The organism is Kribbella sp. NPDC058245, from assembly GCF_042882005.1.
Taxonomy (GTDB): domain Bacteria; phylum Actinomycetota; class Actinomycetes; order Propionibacteriales; family Kribbellaceae; genus Kribbella.
On record NZ_JBHVWY010000015.1, the window covers coordinates 173,301 to 192,357 of the forward strand.

At 67.4% G+C, this 19,057-nt stretch carries 15 protein-coding genes; 8 read left to right on the forward strand and 7 right to left on the reverse strand.

Annotated elements, in window-relative coordinates:
* The first annotated feature begins 21 nt into the window (after nucleotides 1-21).
* On the forward strand, nucleotides 22-2,310 hold the full coding sequence (locus ACFVWG_RS31105) for a helicase-associated domain-containing protein (protein WP_391547006.1): 2,289 nt from the start codon (nucleotides 22-24) through the stop codon (nucleotides 2,308-2,310).
* 58 nt (nucleotides 2,311-2,368) lie between these two features.
* Complete coding sequence (locus ACFVWG_RS31110; RefSeq protein WP_391547007.1) at nucleotides 2,369-4,021, forward strand: DNA repair helicase XPB; 1,653 nt, start codon at nucleotides 2,369-2,371, stop codon at nucleotides 4,019-4,021.
* Here the strand turns inward: ACFVWG_RS31110 and ACFVWG_RS31115 are convergent.
* Genes ACFVWG_RS31115 through ACFVWG_RS31125 form a run of 3 tightly spaced genes read right to left on the reverse strand, consistent with a single transcriptional unit; the run spans nucleotide 4,018 to nucleotide 6,729 of the window.
* Nucleotides 4,018-4,725, reverse strand: coding sequence for a FadR/GntR family transcriptional regulator (locus tag ACFVWG_RS31115; protein ID WP_391547008.1), 708 nt, complete (start codon nucleotides 4,723-4,725; stop codon nucleotides 4,018-4,020). The two genes, ACFVWG_RS31110 and ACFVWG_RS31115, sit on opposite strands and share 4 nt — an antisense overlap.
* A 27-nt stretch (nucleotides 4,726-4,752) precedes the next feature.
* Entirely contained in the window at nucleotides 4,753-5,661 is a 909-nt protein-coding gene (locus ACFVWG_RS31120; RefSeq protein ID WP_391547009.1) for a dihydrodipicolinate synthase family protein, read from the reverse strand.
* A gap of 33 nt (nucleotides 5,662-5,694) precedes the next feature.
* Nucleotides 5,695-6,729: an exo-alpha-sialidase gene (locus ACFVWG_RS31125; protein WP_391547010.1), complete on the reverse strand. Its 1,035-nt coding sequence runs from the start codon at nucleotides 6,727-6,729 to the stop codon at nucleotides 5,695-5,697.
* A gap of 48 nt (nucleotides 6,730-6,777) precedes the next feature.
* Here ACFVWG_RS31125 and ACFVWG_RS31130 point away from each other — a divergent pair, with 48 nt between their 5' ends.
* The 5 genes from ACFVWG_RS31130 to ACFVWG_RS31150 all read left to right on the forward strand — a co-directional run bounded on the left by ACFVWG_RS31130 (nucleotide 6,778) and on the right by ACFVWG_RS31150 (nucleotide 13,112).
* Nucleotides 6,778-8,376, forward strand: a complete 1,599-nt coding sequence (locus ACFVWG_RS31130; protein ID WP_391547011.1) for an ABC transporter substrate-binding protein — start codon at nucleotides 6,778-6,780, stop codon at nucleotides 8,374-8,376.
* The gene (locus ACFVWG_RS31135) at nucleotides 8,373-9,281 is read left to right on the forward strand and encodes an ABC transporter permease (RefSeq protein WP_391547012.1); all 909 of its coding nucleotides are present in this window, start codon (nucleotides 8,373-8,375) and stop codon (nucleotides 9,279-9,281) included. Before ACFVWG_RS31130 ends, ACFVWG_RS31135 begins: the two co-directional genes overlap by 4 nt.
* Nucleotides 9,282-9,286: 5 nt before the next feature.
* Nucleotides 9,287-10,165 carry a carbohydrate ABC transporter permease gene (locus tag ACFVWG_RS31140; RefSeq protein ID WP_391547070.1) on the forward strand — a complete coding sequence of 293 codons (879 nt, stop codon included), beginning with the start codon at nucleotides 9,287-9,289 and terminating at the stop codon, nucleotides 10,163-10,165.
* 177 nt (nucleotides 10,166-10,342) lie between these two features.
* The gene (locus tag ACFVWG_RS31145) at nucleotides 10,343-11,056 is read left to right on the forward strand and encodes a phosphatase PAP2 family protein (protein WP_391547013.1); all 714 of its coding nucleotides are present in this window, start codon (nucleotides 10,343-10,345) and stop codon (nucleotides 11,054-11,056) included.
* Nucleotides 11,057-11,093: 37 nt separating this feature from the next.
* The gene (locus tag ACFVWG_RS31150) at nucleotides 11,094-13,112 is read left to right on the forward strand and encodes a HelD family protein (protein ID WP_391547014.1); all 2,019 of its coding nucleotides are present in this window, start codon (nucleotides 11,094-11,096) and stop codon (nucleotides 13,110-13,112) included.
* Here the strand turns inward: ACFVWG_RS31150 and ACFVWG_RS31155 are convergent.
* Both ACFVWG_RS31155 and ACFVWG_RS31160 read right to left on the reverse strand, forming a co-directional pair.
* Complete coding sequence (locus ACFVWG_RS31155; RefSeq protein WP_391547015.1) at nucleotides 13,051-14,205, reverse strand: fatty acid desaturase family protein; 1,155 nt, start codon at nucleotides 14,203-14,205, stop codon at nucleotides 13,051-13,053. The genes ACFVWG_RS31150 and ACFVWG_RS31155 overlap by 62 nt on opposite strands.
* Nucleotides 14,206-14,218: 13 nt before the next feature.
* Nucleotides 14,219-15,316 carry a ferredoxin reductase gene (locus tag ACFVWG_RS31160; protein WP_391547016.1) on the reverse strand — a complete coding sequence of 366 codons (1,098 nt, stop codon included), beginning with the start codon at nucleotides 15,314-15,316 and terminating at the stop codon, nucleotides 14,219-14,221.
* An 84-nt stretch (nucleotides 15,317-15,400) separates the two neighbouring features.
* On the opposite strand from ACFVWG_RS31160, the gene ACFVWG_RS31165 reads away from it, so the two are divergent.
* Nucleotides 15,401-16,669 carry a PucR family transcriptional regulator gene (locus tag ACFVWG_RS31165; RefSeq protein ID WP_391547017.1) on the forward strand — a complete coding sequence of 423 codons (1,269 nt, stop codon included), beginning with the start codon at nucleotides 15,401-15,403 and terminating at the stop codon, nucleotides 16,667-16,669.
* Here the strand turns inward: ACFVWG_RS31165 and ACFVWG_RS31170 are convergent.
* Nucleotides 16,646-18,046, reverse strand: coding sequence for a hypothetical protein (locus ACFVWG_RS31170; protein WP_391547018.1), 1,401 nt, complete (start codon nucleotides 18,044-18,046; stop codon nucleotides 16,646-16,648). The genes ACFVWG_RS31165 and ACFVWG_RS31170 overlap by 24 nt on opposite strands.
* Nucleotides 18,043-19,056 carry a hypothetical protein gene (locus ACFVWG_RS31175; RefSeq protein ID WP_391547019.1) on the reverse strand — a complete coding sequence of 338 codons (1,014 nt, stop codon included), beginning with the start codon at nucleotides 19,054-19,056 and terminating at the stop codon, nucleotides 18,043-18,045. The genes ACFVWG_RS31170 and ACFVWG_RS31175 overlap by 4 nt, the downstream gene beginning before the upstream one ends.
* Nucleotide 19,057 lies beyond the last annotated feature (1 nt).

A 19,057-nucleotide genomic window follows, 5' to 3' on the forward strand; every position in this document is an offset into this window, starting at 1 on the left:
ATGCGCCGTACCGTTGGAGGGATGACCACGTCCGAGCGGTACCGCCCACGCACCCTCGCAGAGGCGCTGCGCACCTGGGACGACCCTGCCCTCGGGACGCTGCTCCGGCACCGGCCTGACCTGGCCATGCCGATCCCGGCCGACACCAGTCAGCTCGCTGCCCGGGCCACCACGAACGCTTCGGCGGCCCGGGCGATCAACCGGCTCGACGAGTTCGGTGTAGACCTGCTGGAGTCGCTGTCGGCGCTGCCGGAGCCGGTGACCCTGGCCGACCTGGCAGCAGGGGTCGGCCAGCCGGTGGAGATCGTCCAGCCCCGAGTGGCCGAGCTGCTGGACCTGGCTCTGGTCTGGGGCACCGAGGACGACCTGCGGCTGATCCGCTCGGTCCACGAGCTGCTCGGTCCGACACCGGCCGGGCTGGGTCCGATCACCACCCGGCACTTCGGCGATCTGGACAAGCTGATCGAGGACGCCGGTCCGGAAGCGCGTGAGGTGCTCGACAAGCTCACCTGGGGTCCTCCGACCGGCACGGTCGAGAAGGCCGAGCGTCCGGTGACCATCGCGTCCGCACGGACGCCGGTCGAGCGGTTGCTCGCGCGCGGCCTCGTCGTACCGCGTGATCCGAACACCGTCGTGCTGCCGCGGCAGATCGGCCTGCATCTGCGGGGCGGGCGGGTGCTCGCGTCGACGCGACCCACACCGCCGCCGCTGGACGGCAAGACAGTCATGGCGTCGATCGTCGACCGGGCCGCGGCCGGAGCCGCGCTGGACCTGGTGCGCCAGGTCGACCGAGCGCTGGAGCAGCTGGGCATCGAGCCGCCGCCCGTACTGCGAACCGGCGGGATCGGGGTCCGTGAGCTGCGCAGTCTGGCTGGGAAGGTCGGTGCGGAAGAGTCCACGACCGCAGCGGTGCTTGAGATCGCGTACGCCGCCGGACTGGTCGCGGCCGTCGAGGTTGGGACCAATGAGCTCTGGCTGCCGACGAACGCGTACGACGACTGGCTCGAACTGGATCTGGCGCATCGCTGGGCCCACCTCGTCACGGCCTGGTTCGGCGGACTACGAGCGATCGGACTGATCGGTCGTCGCGACTCCGGCGGTGCCACGGCTGCAGCGCGCGAGCGCCTCATCAACGCGCTCGCACCGGACTTGGAGCGCCTGCTGGCGCCGGAGGTTCGGGTACTGACGCTGAACGCCCTAGGCGAGACAGCCACCGGGATTGCACCCGCTACGCATTCGGTGGTCACCTGGGTGGCCTGGCACCGACCGCGGCGCGGCGGGCAGTTCCGCGACGAGCTGGTCGAGTGGGCGCTCACCGAAGCCGCACTGCTCGGTCTGACCGGTCTTGGCGCGTTGGCGACCCATGGCCGGCCGCTCCTGAAGCAGGAACCGACGGTCGATGACCTGGCCGAAGCCATCAGCCCGCTGGTACCGGAGCCGGTGTCTGAGATCCTCCTGCAGGCCGACCTGACCGCGGTCGCTCCTGGCCCGCTGGTGCGATCCGTGCAGGACGACCTGTCCGCTATGGCGGATGTCGAGTCGCAAGGCGGCGCTGCGGTCTACCGCTTCAGTGAAGGCTCAGTACGGCGTGCCTTCGACCTCGGCCGGACCGCGGACCAACTGCACAAGTGGCTGGCCGAACACTCGCGGACGCCGATCCCGCAGCCGCTGTCGTACCTGATCGACGACGTGGCCAGGCGACACGGCGTACTGCGGCTGGGGACAGCGTCTACGTACCTGCGGTGTGACGACGAGGACGTGCTCACCCACCTGGTGAACTCGAACCTGCCGGGTGTTCGGTTCCGCCGATTGGCGCCGACGGTGGTCGTCTCACCGTCGCCGCCGGACATGGTGCTGAGCCGGTTGCGTGACGCCGGGCTGGCTCCGCTGGCCGAGACGTTCGACGGCGTGGTGCACGTGAGCACGGCTGCGGCTCGACGGGGTGAGCCGCCGCGCCGCCGTAGCAGCCGGGACTTCGCTGACAGCACGATCGACCTCACTCCCGACCAGGTGAAGGCTGTGATCGAGAAGGTTCGGTCCGGTGACCGTCTGGCCGCGGACCGGCCGACGGACGACGGTGCCGGCGAACCTTCGGCACCTGCGGAGACGATCGCGGTCCTCACCAACGCCGCCGAGGCTCACACCCGCACCTGGATCTCCTATGTGGATCACAACGGCACCGCCTCCGAGCGGATCGTCGAACCCACGCGGGTCGCCGACGGCTGGCTCACGGCCTACGACCCCAGCACGAACCAGCCTCACACCTACGCCCTGCACCGCATCTCCACCGCCCGGGTCGTCGAAGGCTGACTCCTGGTTTGGCGGGTAGGGGCACAATGGAGGGTCGGGCGACGAATGGGAGTTACGGGTGACGGACGGGCCGTTGATCGTGCAGTCGGACAAGACTCTGCTGTTGGAGACTGCGCATCCGGAGTCTGGTGAGTGCCGCAAGGCCATTGCGCCGTTCTCCGAGCTGGAGCGGGCTCCTGAGCATGTACACACCTACCGGCTGACTCCTCTCGGCCTGTGGAACGCACGGGCTGCCGGGCACGACGCGGAGCAGGTCATCGACGTGCTGTTGCGCTACAGCCGCTATCCGGTACCGCACTCGCTCCTCGTGGACATTGCGGAGACGCTGGATCGCTACGGGCGACTGCGGTTGGAGAAGCACCCGCAGCACGGACTGGTGCTGGTGACGACCGACCGTCCGGTGCTGGAGGAGGTCCTGCGCTCGGCGAAGGTGAAGCCGATGCTCGGGGCGCGGATCGACGACGACACCGTGCTGGTGCACCCGTCAGAGCGCGGTCACCTCAAGCAGACACTGCTGAAGCTCGGCTGGCCGGCTGAGGACCTCGCCGGGTACGTCGATGGCGAGGCGCACCAGATCGAGCTGGTGAAGGACGGGTGGGAGCTGCGCCCGTACCAGGAGCAGGCGGTCGAGTCGTTCTGGCACGGTGGCTCGGGCGTCGTCGTACTGCCTTGTGGCGCTGGTAAAACGATCGTCGGCGCCGCTGCGATGGCGCAGGCCTCAGCGACCACGCTGATCCTCGTCACCAACACGGTGTCCGCCCGGCAGTGGAAGGACGAGCTGCTCAAGCGCACCAGCCTCACCGAGGACGAGATCGGCGAGTACTCCGGTGCCCGCAAGGAGATCCGGCCGGTGACGATCGCGACGTACCAGGTGATGACCACGCGCCGGAAGGGTGTCTACACGCACCTGGAGCTGTTCGACGCGCGTGACTGGGGCCTCATCGTGTACGACGAGGTGCACCTGCTGCCCGCACCGATCTTCCGGATGACCGCTGACCTGCAGACCCGCAGGCGCATCGGTCTGACCGCCACTCTGGTCCGTGAGGACGGCCGTGAGGGTGACGTGTTCTCCCTGATCGGCCCGAAGCGGTACGACGCGCCCTGGAAGGACATCGAGGCGCAGGGCTGGATCGCTCCGGCGGACTGCATCGAGGTGCGCGTCGACCTGGAGCAGACCGAGCGCTTCGTCTATGCGACCGCCGAGCCCGAGGACCGCTACCGCTTGGCCGCGTCCACACCGGCCAAGTCCCGCCTGGTCCGCCGTATCGCCGACCACCACGCAGATGAGCCACTGCTGGTCATCGGCCAGTACATCGACCAGCTGGACGAGCTGGGCGAACGCCTCGAGTGTCCGGTGATCAAGGGCGAGACCACCGTCAAGGAGCGCCAGCGTCTGTTCCAGGCGTTCCGCACCGGTGAGATCACCCGCCTGGTCGTCTCCAAGGTCGCCAACTTCTCCATCGACCTCCCGGAGGCCTCCGTGGCCATCCAGGTCTCCGGCACCTTCGGCTCCCGTCAGGAAGAGGCTCAGCGCCTCGGCCGCGTACTGCGGCCCAAGGGCGATGGCCGCACCGCCCGCTTCTACTCGATCGTCGCCCGCGACACCATCGACGCCGAGTTCGCCGCCCACCGCCAGCGCTTCCTCGCCGAGCAGGGATACGCCTACACGATCATCGACGCCGAGAACCTCTTCGCGGAGGGAACGGCTTAAGCCAACCGCGTGTGGATCCCGTTGAAGTGGGACTTCATCGAGCGCGCAAACGCGTCGGGGTCTCCGGACTGCAGTTTGTTCAGGAGGTCCCGATGCCAGGCCGCAGCGTCAGCTGGGGTGTAGCGGGCGCCGGGGAGGCGCGCGTCGACGTCCGCGAAGGTGCGCCAGAAGACTGAGAGCAGGTCGATCACCAGGGCGTTGCCCAGGGGCTCGTAGAGGGCCTGGTGGAACGCCCAGTCCTCGTCGGGGAAGTAGCTGCCTGCGGCGGCCTTGGACTCCATCCGCCGGACGAGCTCCTCGAGTCCTTCGGCGCCGTGGGTGCTGAAGTGGGCGACGACGTCCTCGGCGAGACCGACCTCGAGGGCCTGACGGACCTCCAGGACGTTCTGTACGTCGCGGAGGTCTCCGGCCATCGACTGGGACATCCGGAACGCCAGACCGTCCTCCAGGGACTGCAGCGACACCTCACCGACGTACGTGCCGTAGCCATGGCGGATCTCGATGATGCCGACCGCCTGCAGCGCCTTCATCGCCTCCCGCAGCGGATGCCGGCCGACGCCCAGCTGCGCCATCAGGTCCTGCTCGTTCGGCAGCGGGTCGCCGGCCTTCAGCCCGCGCTCGAGGATGTAGGACTTCATCTGGTCGCGAATGAAGGTCTGATTCCCCGCCGCACCACGTGCCCGGCCGAGCCCACCCGTTGTCACTGCCGGTCCTCCTCCTGTAAAGACTCGTCAGTGTAATCCGGCCTGCTCCAGCAGCGGCCGGATTGCCGCGATCTCCGCCTCGTCGAGAGGAATGCCCGGGTACGCCGTGATCGGGCACTCGATCACCCCGAGCAGGTAGAGCGCCGCCTTGAAGGCACCCAGCGCCGCGGAGCTCGCCCCCATCCGCGACCGGTCCGCCACGTCCACGATGTCGAACAGCCGGATCAGCCGCTCCTGCTCGGCCCACGCCTCCGCACTGGACGCAGCGAAGAGCCGCACATAGCCAGCAGGGTCCACGTTCCCAAGCCCCGGTACGACGCCGTCCACGCCGAACGCCAGTGCGGAGTCGACCGCCACCTCTGACCCGGTCATGATCGCGAACTGCTTCAGACCCGCCGCACGCCGTTCCATCACCAGCCGACGCAGGCTCGGCTCCTGCCCACTGGAGTCCTTCACACCAGCGATCACCCCAGCCTGGGCAAGCGAAATGACCAGTGACGTCGGCAGCTTCGTCCCGACCCGCACTGGAATGTCGTAGGCGTACAACGGCGTTCCACCCGCGAGCGCCGCCAGCCGCGTGAAATGACGCTCGATCTCCGCCGGATGCGTTGCCGCGTAGAACGGAGCTGTAGCGACCAGTCCGTCCACACCGGCCTTGAGAGCCGCAGAAACGTGCGCACCGACCCGTGCGGTCGAAGTGTCGATCACTCCGGCCAGCACTGGCACCTGACCGGCCACCTCACCCACGACCGTCTCCAGCACCACCTGCCGCTGTTCGTCGGTCAGAAACGTCCCCTCACCCGAGGTGCCGAGGACGAACAGCCCGTTCACTCCCCCGGCCAGCTGGTACTGGATCAACCGGGCCAGCGATCCGGTGTCCACGTCGTACGACGAAGTGAACGGTGTGACAAGCGGCGGTACGACACCAGACAGCAAGGCGGTCTCCCATTCATCAAAGGGCGATAGTCATCAAAGGGCGAAGGTGGCAAAGCGCAACGCAGCGAACGACGAGGTCTCACCGGCCTCGTAGAAGATCCCCACCGACCCGTCGGCCAGCAGCACCAGATCGGAGTACCCGGCCATCCTGGGATGCACGACCAGCAAGGGCTCCCACGACGCACCGGCATCAGAGCTCACGAAGACGGTCAGTTCCCGGCGGGCCGCCGGGTCGATCGGTGTCGACAGCAACAATCGCCCGTCGGGCAGCGTCAGCACGCTCCCCTGGATCCCCGGTGCCGTGACCTCCGGGATTCCGGCGTACGGCGCGTCGAGCGTCGTACCGCCGTCTGACGACCACGCGTGAACCCGGGCTGGCCCGGTGCCCAGGTGGTTGCGTGCATTGAAGTAAAGCCGGCCATCGGGAAGCTCCGCGACCGCAGTCTCGTTGGCGTTGATCTCCGGCCCGTCATTGCGGTCGACGAACCCCACTGACCACGTGTGGCCGCCGTCATCGCTCACGATGCAGTGGCCGCCGTTCACGCCTGCTGACACCTCAGAGTGGTTCGCAGGCACCACCAAACGCCCACTGTGCAAGGCGATCGCGTGACACGGTCCGGTCGCGTACCAACCCCAATCCGCCGGTTTCACCTGCGCGGTGATCTCCACGGCCGCGCTCCACGTCGTACCGGCATCCGCGGACCGCTGCACGAACACCCGCCGCCCGTCCTCCGGGTCACTCCCCCGGGCCAGCGACGACTCCACCGCCTCAGCGCCGTTCTGGACCGACACCAGTACGACGTCCCCGCTGGCCGGGTCGAAGACCGGTGCCGGGTTCCCACAGGTCTTCCCAGCCACCGCCAGCACGACCTGTAGCGGCAGCCAGGTCAGTCCGCCGTCCAGCGAACGCCGCAGTACCAGCTCGATCTCCCCTGCGTCTCCGGACCCGTGCCGCCGGCCCTCGCAGAACGCCAGCACCAGCCCACCCCGCGCCACGATGGCTGGGATGCGGAACGTGTGATAGCCGCTCCCAGCGGGGTCGAAGACGACATTCACCCTTGAAGACATAGGACGTACTATGTCATCGTGTGGCCTTCCAAGGGAAGGTGAAGCTTGATGTCCATCAGCAGACGCTCGTTCCTCGGCGGTGGACTGGCCGCCGCCGCTGTCGCGGTCACCGGTTGCTCGTCCGGTCCGAAAAACACTGCGGCCGCCAACCGCGCAGTCGCCCTGCCCGCCTTCACCAAGTACGCCGGTGTCACGCCAGACCTCCCCGGCGACAGCGTGGTCCTGGACGCCTTCCTCAAGTACCCCGCGAACCCGATCCGGGCGATCACCGAGGCACCTGGTGACGGCAAGCCCGTCACGTTCCTGACGAACATCCCCGGCGCTATCCCGCCCGCAGCGGACCGGAACCAGTTCTGGCAGGCCCTGAACGACCGGCTCGGTTCCGAGCTCCAGATCAGCATGGCGTCGAACGACGAGTACAAGGACAAGTTCGCCACCCGCATCGCCGGCGGTGACCTACCGGACATCCTCAACATCCCTGTGGACACCGCACAGATCCCTGGCCTGGTGAAGGCCAAGTGCATGGACCTCACCGAGCAGCTGTCCGGTGACGCGATCAAGAAGTACCCGTTCCTGGCGAACATCCCGGCCAACTACTGGAAGGGCTGCGTCTTCAACGGCGCCATCTATGGCGTCCCTGTCCCGCGTGGGATGTCCCGGACGTCGTTGACGCTCTACCGCGAGGACCTGCTGGCCGCGAAGGGCATCAAGGACCCTGCGCCGAAGAACTTCGAGGAGTTCTTCGGACTGGCCAAAGAGCTCACCGCTGCCAAGCAGAACAAGTGGGCCTGGACCCGGGTACCACTGTCCACGATCCGCCAGATGCTCGGCGTACCGAATGTCTGGAAGGAGGCGGGCGGCAAGTTCAGCTCCAGCTACGAACACGAGGCCAATCAGGAGGCGCTCGAGGCGGCGCGCAAGATGGTCGCTGCCGGAGTGATCAACCCCGATGCGTTCAACGACAAGGCCAGTGCGCGCAAGCAGTGGTTCAACGGCGGCACTGCGGCCTTCGACTACGACAGCTTCGTCGCCTGGAACCAGTACTACGCCGACAACACCGCAGGTGACTCGTTCGCGGTCAACATGCTCGACGTCCCCGGCTTCGACGGTGGCGAGGGCAGTCCGTGGATGGGCGGCGCGCTGAACAACGTGACCGCATTCAGCAAGGACAGCAAGCACACTGCCGACACCCTGCTCAAGATCGCCAACTGGATGGCCGCACCGTTCGGCACCGAGGAGTACCTGTTCCGCAAGTACGGCGTCGCTGGCCGCCACTACGCCTTACAGGGCACGGATCCGGTGCCCACCAAGGTAGGCGTCGTCGAGACCGGCATCGGCCTGCAGTACATCAGTGACTCGCCCCTGGCGCTCTACTGGGCCGGAAAGCCCGACGTACCGCGCAAGCAGCACGCAATCCAGCAGAAGATCGCCAAGCGCCTCGTGTACGACGCGTCGTACGGCCTGTACTCCGACACCCAGTCGAAGAAGCAGGCCCAGCTCGCAAAGACCCTGACCGACCTGGAGAGCCAGATCGTCCAAGGCAAGAAGCCTGTCTCGGACTGGACCGCCGGAGTGGCGGACTGGAAGTCAGCAGGGGGCGACAAGATCCGCTCGGAGCTCGAGCAGGCGCTGGCGGAGAGTAAATGAGCCTCTGGCACCGTCTGGGTCGTGACCGAGTCCTGCTGCTGTTCGCGCTGCCCGGCGCCGCACTGATCATCGCATTCCACTACGTGCCACTACTGGGCAACGTGATCGCCTTCAAGGACTACCAGCCGTTCCTGGGGATCGGTGGCAGCGACTGGTCGGGCTGGTCCAACTTCGCGGTGATCTTCAACGGCGATCCGGCGTTTCTGCGCGCTCTGAAGAACACGCTGATCCTGACTGCCCTGCAGTCGGTCTTCGTCTTCCCAGCGCCGATCCTGCTGGCCCTGCTGCTCAACTCGTTGTTCTCCGAGCGGATCAAGCGGATCGCGCAGAGCATCCTCTACCTGCCGCACTTCATGTCCTGGGTGATTGTGGTGGCGCTGTTCCAGCAGATGCTCGGTGGCAGCGGCCTACTGAACAACTACCTGCGCTCACACGACCTGGCCACGCTGAACATCATCGGCAACTCGGAACTATTCCATGTGCTGCTCACGTCGCAGATCATCTGGAAGGACACCGGATGGGCCACCATCCTGTTTCTGGCCGCACTGTCCCAGATCGACTCGCAGTTGTACGAGGCGGCCAGTGTGGACGGCGCAACCCGGATGCAGCAGCTCTGGCACGTCACGCTGCCAGGACTGCGCGGAATCATCATCCTGCTGTTCATCCTGCGCCTTGGCGACTCACTGACCGTCGGCTTCGAGCAGATCATCCTGCAGCAGCAAGCGGTCGGCCGCGACATCAGTGAGGTCCTCGACACCTACGTCTACAACAACGGCGTCCTAGGAGGCGCCTGGGGCGTCGCAGCGGCAGTGGGCCTGGTGAAGGGCCTCGTGGGCGTCGCACTGGTCCTCACGGCAAACAAGGTCGCCCACATCTTCGGTGAGCAAGGGGTGTACAGCAGGTGAGCCGCATGATCGTCCAAGGCGTCCCCGCACCTTCCTGGCCGATGCGGGTCTTCAAAGGCCTTGTCCTGCTGGTGTTCTGCGCAGTGGTGATCGTCCCGTTCATCGGAGTGATCTCCACCAGCGTCGCACCGAACAAACAGATCAACGAGTCCGGCGGACTGGTCCTGTTACCCGACTCGATCGACTTCGCGGCGTACCGGTCGCTGTTCGCCGGTGGCGTGGTGACGCAGGCACTGCTGATCAGTGTGTTCGTCACCGTGGTCGGAACGCTGCTCAGCCTGACTGTGTCGTGTCTGCTGGCCTATGCGCTGTCTCGGCCGGCCTTTGTGGCCGGACGGCCGATCCTGCTGGTGGTGCTGTTCAGCATGCTGTTCTCACCCGGCATCATCCCGACCTACCTGGTGGTGAAGGGCGCTGGTCTGCTGGACAGCGTCTGGGCGCTCATAGTGCCCACCATGGTCAGCGCCTTCAATGTGGTGGTGCTGCGGGCGTTCTTCATGAACCTGCCCGGTGAGCTGATCGAGAGCGCCCGGATAGACGGCGCCGGCGAGCTCAAGACCTTCGGGTACGTCGTCCTGCCGCTGTCGAAGGCGGTGTTGTCGGTGATCGGGCTGTTCTACGCAGTGGCCTACTGGAACGCGTTCTTCTCCGCACTGCTCTACCTGAACGACAGCAAGCTCTGGCCGCTGCAGCTGGTCCTGCGAACGTACGTCATCAACGACACCCAGCTGGGCAGTGCCGAGCTGGGCACCGAGCTACTGCCACCGCAGGCCTCGATCCAGATGGCGATCCTGGTGGTGTCGATCGTCCCGATCCTGATCGTCTATCCGTTCCTGCAGCGGCACTTCGCCAAGGGTGTGCTGACCGGTGCCGTGAAGGGCTGATCTCGGCGGCGTATCGGCCCTGTCACAAAGAGTTCCTCGGGGGTTGCCCAGGGCAACGTCAGGGTTGCGCCTGGGCAAATCCTGAGGGAACAGCTAGTACCGTCGAACGGTATGGGGACGCAAACTGAAGAGCGGGTGGGGACAGCAGGGGAACAGCGTCGGACAACAGTCTGGCGAGTGATTCGGGAGGCGGTGCTGCTGGCGACCCTGTTCGGGGTCTACAGCGCCGGGCGGCAGATCGCCGCCAAACACACCGGGTCCGCGTTCGACCATGCCCACGAGGTGCTGTCGTTGCAGAACTGGCTCCATCTGCCCAACGAGGCGACGATCCAGCACGCAGCGCTCAGCCTGCCCCATCTGGTCCAGTCAGCGAACCTGTACTACGCCTCCGTGCACGCGCCGCTGACCGGCGCCGTACTGCTCTGGCTGAGCATCTGGCGACCGAAGGCGTACGCGAACGTGCGGTGGACCATCGCCGCGCTGACCGGGCTCGCACTGATCGGTCACATCGCGTTCCCACTCGCACCGCCGCGGATGATGCCCGGGTTCGTCGACACCGGTCTGGCGTTCGACCAGTCCGTGTACGGCGCGGACCGGTCCGGCAGCGTGGTGAACCAGTTCGCCGCGATGCCGAGCCTGCACGTCGGGTGGGCGGCCCTGATCGCCCTGTCGATGATCTTGATCACCCGGTCCCGCTGGCGCTGGCTCTGGCTCGCGCACCCGATCATCACGTTCGCAGTGGTGGTGATGACCGCCAACCACTACTGGCTCGACGGAATCGTCGCCCTGGTACTGCTCGCGGCCTGTCTGCCGCTGCTGCTCCGGCGGGGGCTGCACGACGACCTGCCGCGGACGCGTAATTCGGTACCGATCCGGCAGGTGCTCAAGTAACGTAGCCGGGCTCCCCACCCCCTGCTGGAGGTCACTCATGCCCGCAGACACGTCCGACACCCTCCAAGCCGAGCAGAACCATCTGAAGACCTCCCGGGCCGCACTGGCCCAGATGCGGGAGAAGACCGGCGCCCTGGAGATCCACAGTGCGGACCCGGTGAGCGAGGAGTACCTGCGGGCCGCCATCTGGCGCCGGATGAAGGAGCTCGAGGACGACCCGGAGGTCCCGCTGTTCTTCGGGCGGCTGGACTACGTCGACCCGGCCCCGGAGACCTTCCACATCGGCCGCCGGCATGTGAACGACGCCATGGGCGAGCCACTGGTGGTGGACTGGCGAGCAGACATCTCGGTGCCGTTCTACCGGGCGAGCCGGACCGAACCGATGGGGGTCGGCCACCGGCGCCGGTTCGGCTTCACGCACGGCGCGATGACGGCCTTCGAGGATGAGGACCTGACCACCGCCGCCCCCGTCGAGGAACACAGCAACATCCTGGACGCCGAAATCGAGCGGCCGCGCTCCGGCCCGATGCGCGACATCGTGGCCACCATCCAGCCCGAGCAGGACGTCATCGTGCGTGCGGGCGTCGAGCAGACGATCTGCGTCCAGGGTGCGCCCGGGACCGGTAAGACCGCGGTCGGACTGCACAGGGCGGCGTACCTGCTCTATGCCTACCGGGACCAGCTCAGCCGGGCCGGAGTGCTCGTAGTCGGCCCGAACGCGAGCTTCCTGCGCTACATCGGCGACGTCCTCCCCGCACTGGGCGAGATCGAGGCCAAGCAGACCACCGTCGAGGAGCTGGTCGCCCACGTCCGCGTGGCCGGGCCGGGCCCGGCAGCGCTCGACGTGCTCAAGGGCGACGGCCGGATGGCGGAGGTGCTGCACCGGGCCGTCTGGTCGCAGGTGCGGACGCCGGAGGAGCCACTGGTCGTCCCGCGCGGCTCACACCGCTGGCGGGTCGCGGCCTACCAGGCCGAGGAGCTGGTCACTGAGCTCCGCACCCGAGGCATCCGGTACGGCGCCGGCCGGGCGATGTTGCCGCAACGGCTGGCGCACGCCGTACTGCTGCGGATGGAGGCAGCCGGTGACTCGCCGGACGACCGGGTACAGGACGCAGTTGCGCGAAGCCGTCCGGTCAAGCAGTACGCCGAGGCTCTGTGGCCGGCCGTCGATCCGGCGAAGATGCTGTTCCGCCTCTTCACTGAGCCGGAGCTGCTGGCTGAGCACGCCGAAGGCATTCTGACCGCCGAAGAGCAGGCGATGCTGATCTGGGCGAAGGCACCGCGGTCTGCGGGTGCGGCCCGGTGGTCGGTTGCCGATGCCACCTTGATCGACGAGATCACTGACCTGGTCGATCGGACGCCGTCACTCGGCCACGTGGTGCTGGACGAGGCACAGGACCTGTCCGCGATGCAGCTGCGCGCCGTCGGCCGCAGGTGCTCGACCGGATCGATGACAGTGCTCGGTGACATCGCGCAGGGCACCACTCCGTGGGCCACCCCGTCGTGGGAGGAGGCCCTCAAGCACCTGGGCAAGACTGGCGCCCACACCGAGGAACTGACCGCAGGCTTCCGCGTCCCCGGCCAAGTGATCGAGTACGCCGCTCTACTGCTCCCGCTCATCGCACCGCACCTCACACCGCCGACCGCCGTCCGACGGGCGCGCGGTGAACTCAGCATCACCCGGGTCGACGACAGCCTGGCAGTCGCGGTGAAGACAGTGGACGAGGTGTCGAGCCGTCCGGGCTCCATCGGGCTGATCGTCCCCGATGCGCTCGTCCCGGCCACTCGGAAGGCGCTGCACGAGCAGGGGCTGACCTTCGCCGTACTGGGTGATGAGGACGACGCCGAGTCGCACCTGGACGTCGTACCGGCCTCACTCGCCAAGGGCCTTGAGTTCGACCACGTGGTGCTGGTGGAGCCCGCAGGGATCGTGGCTGGTGAGGCCGACGAGCGCACCGGCCTCCGCCGGCTCTACGTCTGCCTCACCCGAGCTGTCACCTCGCTGGCAGTGCTCCATAGCGAGGACCTGCCGACCGTCCTAGCGACCGCAATTTAGAGCCGAAGTCGTTCGGCAGCGACAGCCGGAACACCTTCGCCCACGCCGATGCGACCTGCTTCGGCAGCGGACCGGTGGTGTAGCGCAGGTTGTACTCGTCGAAGATCGCCCGCACCTTCGGTGCGATCTCCTGGTACCGGTTGCTCGGCAGATCCGGGAACAGGTGGTGCTCGATCTGGTACGACAGGTTGCCGGTCATGATGTGCATCGCCCGGCTGCCATTGATGTTGGCCGAGCCGAGCATCTGCCGCAGGTACCACTCGCCGCGCGTCTCGCCGTCGATCGACTTCTTCTCGAACGTCTCGACGCCCTCCGGGAAGTGACCGCACATGATCACCGAGTGGGACCAGACGTTGCGGATGACGTTGGCGACCGCGTTGGCAGCCAGCGTGTGCAGGACCGACGGCCCGGACAGCAGCGGGTGTACCACGTAGTCCTTGGTCATCTGGCCGCGGATCTTCTTTAGCACCTGCTTGGTGCGGGCCTTGAAGTCCGGGTCCTGGCGGCGCTCCTTGGTGGCCAGGTTCTTGCCCAGCTCCAGGTCGTACGCCGCGATGCCGTACTCGAAGAACATCGCGTTGACGAAGTTCCAGAACGGCTGCGCCAGGTAGAGGGGGTACCAGCGCTGGTCCTCGTCGACCCGCATGATGCCGTAGCCGAGGTCGTTGTCCTTACCCACCACGTTGGTGAACGTGTGGTGCAGGTTGTTGTGCGCGTGCTTCCACTGCTCGGCCGGCGACGCGTGATCCCACTCGTAGGTGGTCGAGTGGATCTTCGGGTCCCGCATCCAGTCCCACTGGCCGTGCAGGATGTTGTGACCGATCTCCATGTTCTCCAGGATCTTGGCCACCGACAGCCCCGCGGTACCGATCAGCCAGGCCGGCGGGAACAGCGACAGCAGCAGTACGGCGCGGCTGCCCATCTCCAGCTTGCGCTGCACACTGATCACCTTGCGGATGTACGCCGCGTCGCGCTCGCCCCGGGTGGCGATGACCTCGTCGCGGATCTCGTCCAGCCGGCGACCGATCTCCTCGATGTCTTCGGGAGACAGGTGCGCGATGGGGTTGGCGGCCTTCTTCTGCAGAACAGTCACAGGGGTCTCTTTCTCAACAGTCGATGTCGCAGGCGCCGGCCGCGGCCGAAACACAGGTCTGAACGAGTACGCCGTCACCGGGTGCGGCGGTGGTGACCTCGCCTGAGCGGAGGTCACGCACCGAGCCGGAGCGCAGCGGGAGCACGCAGGAGAAGCAGATCCCCATCCGGCAACCGGACGGCATCAGTACGCCGTTCTGCTCGCCGGCGTCGAGGATCGGCGTCGTACCGTCGAGCTCAAGGGTGGTCCCGGTCGCCGAGAAGGTGACGCTGCCGCCCTCACCAGGCTCAGCCAGCGCAGTCCGGAATCGCTCCGTGTGCAGCTCGCCGATCTCCTCGAGCGACGCCCACTGCTCCTCGATCGCATCGAGGAGGCCGGCCGGTCCACAGGCCCACGTCTCCCGCTCTGCCAGATCCGGTACGACGTCCGCCAGCGCGGCGACGTCAAGCCGGCCGTGGGTATCGGTGTGCTGTTCGACCAGCCGCAGGTGTCCAGCGGCAGCGTAGTCGCGCAGCTCGTCACCAAAGATCACATCGTCGGCCCGAGCCTCGGAGTGCACCAGCACAGCGTCCTCGAACCGGCCAAGGCCTGCGCGCAGCATCCCCATCACCGGGGTGATGCCGCTGCCGCCGGTGATGAACAGGATCTTGCGTGGCGCCGGGTTCGGCAGCACGAAGTCCCCGACCGCCTGGTCGAGGTGCACCAGCTGGCCCGGCCGTAGCTCCTGCGAGAGGTGCGCACTGACCACACCGTCCGGGACTGCCTTGGCAGTGATGGTGATCAGTCCATCGCCCGGCGCAGAGGTCAGCGAGTAGGAGCGCCACAACCGGACGCCGTCGACGTCGAGCCCGATCCGGACGTACTGCCCAGGCTGGTGCCCGCGCCAGGCCTGGCCAGGCCGCAGTACGACGGTCACCGCGTTGCAGTTCTCCGGACGGACGTCGACCACTCGGGCGCGCAGGTCGGCGCCTGCCCGGAGCGGACGGAACATATCGAGGTAGTCGGCGGGGTCACGCGGGTGGGTGGCCGCCGACGCAACCTGCCAGACCCGGTCACGCAGCCGGTCGCGGAACGTCTGCCGCGTGCGGGGGTCGGACGCAAAGGTCGTCATACCTTCCAGCATCCTCGACCCACGGTGTAGTTTCATGACCAAAGATGGTGAATCTGAAACTCGATGTTGTTCGGAGAGAACAGTTTGTCCGACGCTGACCCCACGCGGTACACCAGCCGAACGGCTCGCGGAGCCGCCGAGCTCAAGCTCGGCGAACCGGCGATCGCTCTCCTCCGCGCCCGGCTGGCGGAGATCGCCGGCCGGACGGTGACGGCGATCATCGTCGAGGTCCCGGGGTACACCAACGCGCTGGCCGGACCGATGGGCGCCAAGATCGAGGGCGCCGTGAAGCTCGCCCTTGGCGGCTTCCTCCGGCTGGCCGGCAGCGGAGAACCCGGTACGCCGCTCGCGCCGACGCTCGAAGGTGCGTACGCACTGGGTCGCGGCGAGGCCCGGAGCGGCCGGAGCATGGACGCCTTGCTCGCCGCCTATCGCGTGGGCGCCCGGGTGTCGTGGCGGGAGCTCTCCCGTACTGCCGTCGAGGCCGGCCTGCCCGCCGAGACCTTGGCCAAGTTCGCGGAGCTCGTCTTCGCCTACATCGACGAGCTCTCCGCGGCGAGTGTCTCCGGCCACACCGACGAGTTGGCCACTACCGGCCGGGTCCGGCAGCGCTATCTCCAAGCGCTGAGCCGCAGCCTCTTGCTCGGCGAGGCCCCCGAGCACCTGATCGACAAAGCCCAGCAGGCCGACTGGGAGCCGCCCCGGACCCTGACTGCCGTCATCCTGCCGAGCGCACAGCTCAGAGGCATCCTCGGTGCGCTCGACCCACGAACCCTGCATCCTGAGGACGACCTGGCCGAGCTCGGCGATCTCGCTGCTGCACCGGGCGAGGAGGACGCGACCGAGCTCGGCGTGCTACTGCTCCCCGATGCTGAGGGCTCAGCCCGAACCGCCCTGCTGCGAAGCCTGCGCGGCCGCCAGGCCACCGTCGGTCCCGCCCAACCGTGGACGACGGTGCGTACGTCGTACCTGCGCGCTCTCCAGGCCCACAGACTCCGACTCACCGCCGATGCCGATGCAGCGGTCGATACCGACAGCCACCTGGCGACGCTGGTCGTCATGTCCGATCCGACGGCTCTCGAGGATCTCCGCCGACAGGTGCTGGCGCCCCTCGCGGACCTGCGCCCGACCACGGCGGAGCGCCTCACCGAGACGCTGCGCGAATGGCTGCTGCACTTGGGCCGCCGCGACGACGTCGCCGCGGCCCTGCACATCCACCCGCAGACCGTCCGTTACCGCATGACACAACTGCGTCAGCTCTTCGGTCCCCGGCTGGACGACCCGCAGACCGTGCTCGACCTGACCATCGCCTTGGCCGTGCCGACGACCTCAGAAACCGCGGGACCCGCCTGAGCGACGCGACGACCGTCGCGAGGAGCCACCGCCGCTGGACCTGGTCCGGGACGACCAGGACCGCCGCGAGGACCCGCTCGACCAGCTGCTGTCGTCATCGTCGCTGGACGACGAGCCCGCGGACGACGACCAACTGCTGACCGAGGAACCCACATCGGAGCTCCAGCGCCCGAAGCGGGCACCTGCTCGGCGAGAGGCCCAGCGGGACCGCATCCGATCACCGGCCCGCCGCGCATCCTCGTCTGGGAACCACCAGCGTCGTCCGTCGCCCTGCGACCAGTAGCCGTCGATGTAGGCGGCCATCTCCTCGCCGAATGTCCAGTAGGGCCTGGGATCCCGCCATAGCTTGACCATGCGGACCTGTGGCTCCTCGCCAGCCACTGCGCGCTGCTTGCAGGCAGCACACACGTCGACCTCGCGCACGTTGCCACCCTCAGGCTCGAAGTTCACCTGGTCCGTACTAGGCCCGTGCCGCGGGTCGAAGAAGCAGGGTGCCGTCGGCTTCGGCATCGGCTGCCCATCACGCACTGCGTCGATGCACACCAGCCCGTAGCGCGCCGAACCCAGCAGTGTCGTCACGGCCTCGATATCGGTGTCACCCTTGGCTGCGTCCAACCGGTGCCGCGCCTTCTCGACTGTGTCGAGCACGTCCTTGGACAGCTTCGCCTGTTGCGGCTCGTTCGTCGTAGGCAATGCAGCCACCTGCTGCGACAGCGCGATGATCTCCTCGTTCAGCATCGGCTGTGTGACCGCCAGATGCTCCTTCTCATCCTTCCGACGCGCCCGCCGTGCTCCGAGGGTGACCGCGCCCCACCACAGGCCGAACAGGCCGGCCACTCCGCCTGCCCACGGCGCCACGTCGATGTACCAAGGGTCGTCGATCACCTGTGCTCGCTGGATGAAGCGCTCCAGCATGCGGTCGTAGTCCGGCGCACAGCAGTCGACGGCCTGATCCACTGCACCACCCACGTGATACGTCGGGCCATGGTCGGCCCGCTGGACCGCATGGAAGCCACGGCCCTTGCTCTCCGAGCTCGCGTCGACCAGGACGGCGTACACGCCTTCGACGCCGACCCGGTCGTACAGCTGGTCGGCGATCTCCTCGCCCTCCCAGGCGAGGGACGAGTAATACCCGCCCTTCGAGAGCTTCTCCGCCGGGATGACTGCGATCCGGATCGGCGCCGCGGCACTCTTCGCCGCTGCACTCAGTTCAGCGACCTCGCTGGAGCTCAGCTGGCTGACGTCGGGATCGACCCACACGCCCGGGTCACCCAGGTGTGAGGCCACCTCGTTCATGTAAGCGTCTGGCGTGGTCGCTGCCTGTGCCGGGAGCACTGGGATCACCACGAGAGCGAGTACTGCGAGCAGACGCTTCATCGCTTACTCCTCGAGAGTCGGGTCTCGCATGCCTTGCAGACAGGGATCTCTCGCGGCTGACCGCCGCCCGGCGTGTACATCCAGTCAGTCACCGAGACGCCATGTGCTGGGTCGAAGAAGCACAGGGCCCGACGGGGCGGGGCAGGCGTCCCTGCCACCTTTGCCTGCGCACAGGCGAGTCGCCAGCGCCCGTACTCGACCCGGGCACGTACATCCACCAGCTCGTCGTCGTCCAGGTCACCGTTGACCACGCGACCGGCGTCGGCGTACGCATCCAGTGCTGCTTGCACATCTGCCGCGTTGTCCACGCCCTCCAGACGCACGTCCGCCGCATCCAGTTCCTCACCGAACCGCGTGACGTCCTCACGCGCCAGCGCTTGCCGCTCGCTCAAGGTGTCGGCCTCATCCGGCAGCACGTCGTACGACGGCCTGTACAGCGCCGGACCCGACTCCGTGGCCGGCCGTGCCTTCCACCAACGCCTGACCAGTCCGAGTCCCGCGAGCAGTACCAAGATCAGCAGCCCTAGCCAAATCCAGCCAGGCGGACCATCTGAGGCTTTCGGTACGTCGAGTTGGTCCAGCACTCCGTTGAGGGTGCCGACCGGATCGGACCGGCTGTGCCTGGCCAGCTCCTCGCTCAGAATGTTCGCGATCGGGGTATCGACCCCGACGGCGCTCCCCCAGATCAGGGCGCCGCCAAAGACCACCAGATAGACGCCATCGGCGGCCTGCTTGTCGACCAGTGCGTCGACGTAGGCCTTGGCCGCTGCACCGTTGTCGCTACCGCCGTTGTTCAGCACAGCCGCCGGCACCACGGCGATCCGGATGGCCGGGACCCGCCCGTCGATCCGCTCCTTCAGCTCATCCGCATCCCGGTCGGGGACCAGCGCGCGCTGAGTGGGATCGACGTACACAGGTGAGTTCTTCCACCCGTCGACAACCGGAGCGGGGTCAGCCGCCGCTCCGGTCATCGTGGTGGTCAGCAGTATCAGGGCGGCCAGCAATCGCATG

Excerpts from the sequence above, each read along its gene's own strand:
- ACFVWG_RS31140 (WP_391547070.1), top strand. The coding sequence starts at position 9,287 with ATGATCGTCCAAGGCGTCCCCGCACCTTCCTGGCCGATGCGGGTCTTC.
- ACFVWG_RS31130 (WP_391547011.1), top strand. The coding sequence starts at position 6,778 with ATGTCCATCAGCAGACGCTCGTTCCTCGGCGGTGGACTGGCCGCCGCC.
- ACFVWG_RS31105 (WP_391547006.1), top strand. The coding sequence starts at position 22 with ATGACCACGTCCGAGCGGTACCGCCCACGCACCCTCGCAGAGGCGCTG.
- ACFVWG_RS31175 (WP_391547019.1), bottom strand. The coding sequence starts at position 19,056 with ATGCGATTGCTGGCCGCCCTGATACTGCTGACCACCACGATGACCGGA.
- ACFVWG_RS31135 (WP_391547012.1), top strand. The coding sequence starts at position 8,373 with ATGAGCCTCTGGCACCGTCTGGGTCGTGACCGAGTCCTGCTGCTGTTC.
- ACFVWG_RS31160 (WP_391547016.1), bottom strand. The coding sequence starts at position 15,316 with ATGACGACCTTTGCGTCCGACCCCCGCACGCGGCAGACGTTCCGCGAC.
- ACFVWG_RS31150 (WP_391547014.1), top strand. The coding sequence starts at position 11,094 with ATGCCCGCAGACACGTCCGACACCCTCCAAGCCGAGCAGAACCATCTG.
- ACFVWG_RS31125 (WP_391547010.1), bottom strand. The coding sequence starts at position 6,729 with ATGTCTTCAAGGGTGAATGTCGTCTTCGACCCCGCTGGGAGCGGCTAT.
- ACFVWG_RS31170 (WP_391547018.1), bottom strand. The coding sequence starts at position 18,046 with ATGAAGCGTCTGCTCGCAGTACTCGCTCTCGTGGTGATCCCAGTGCTC.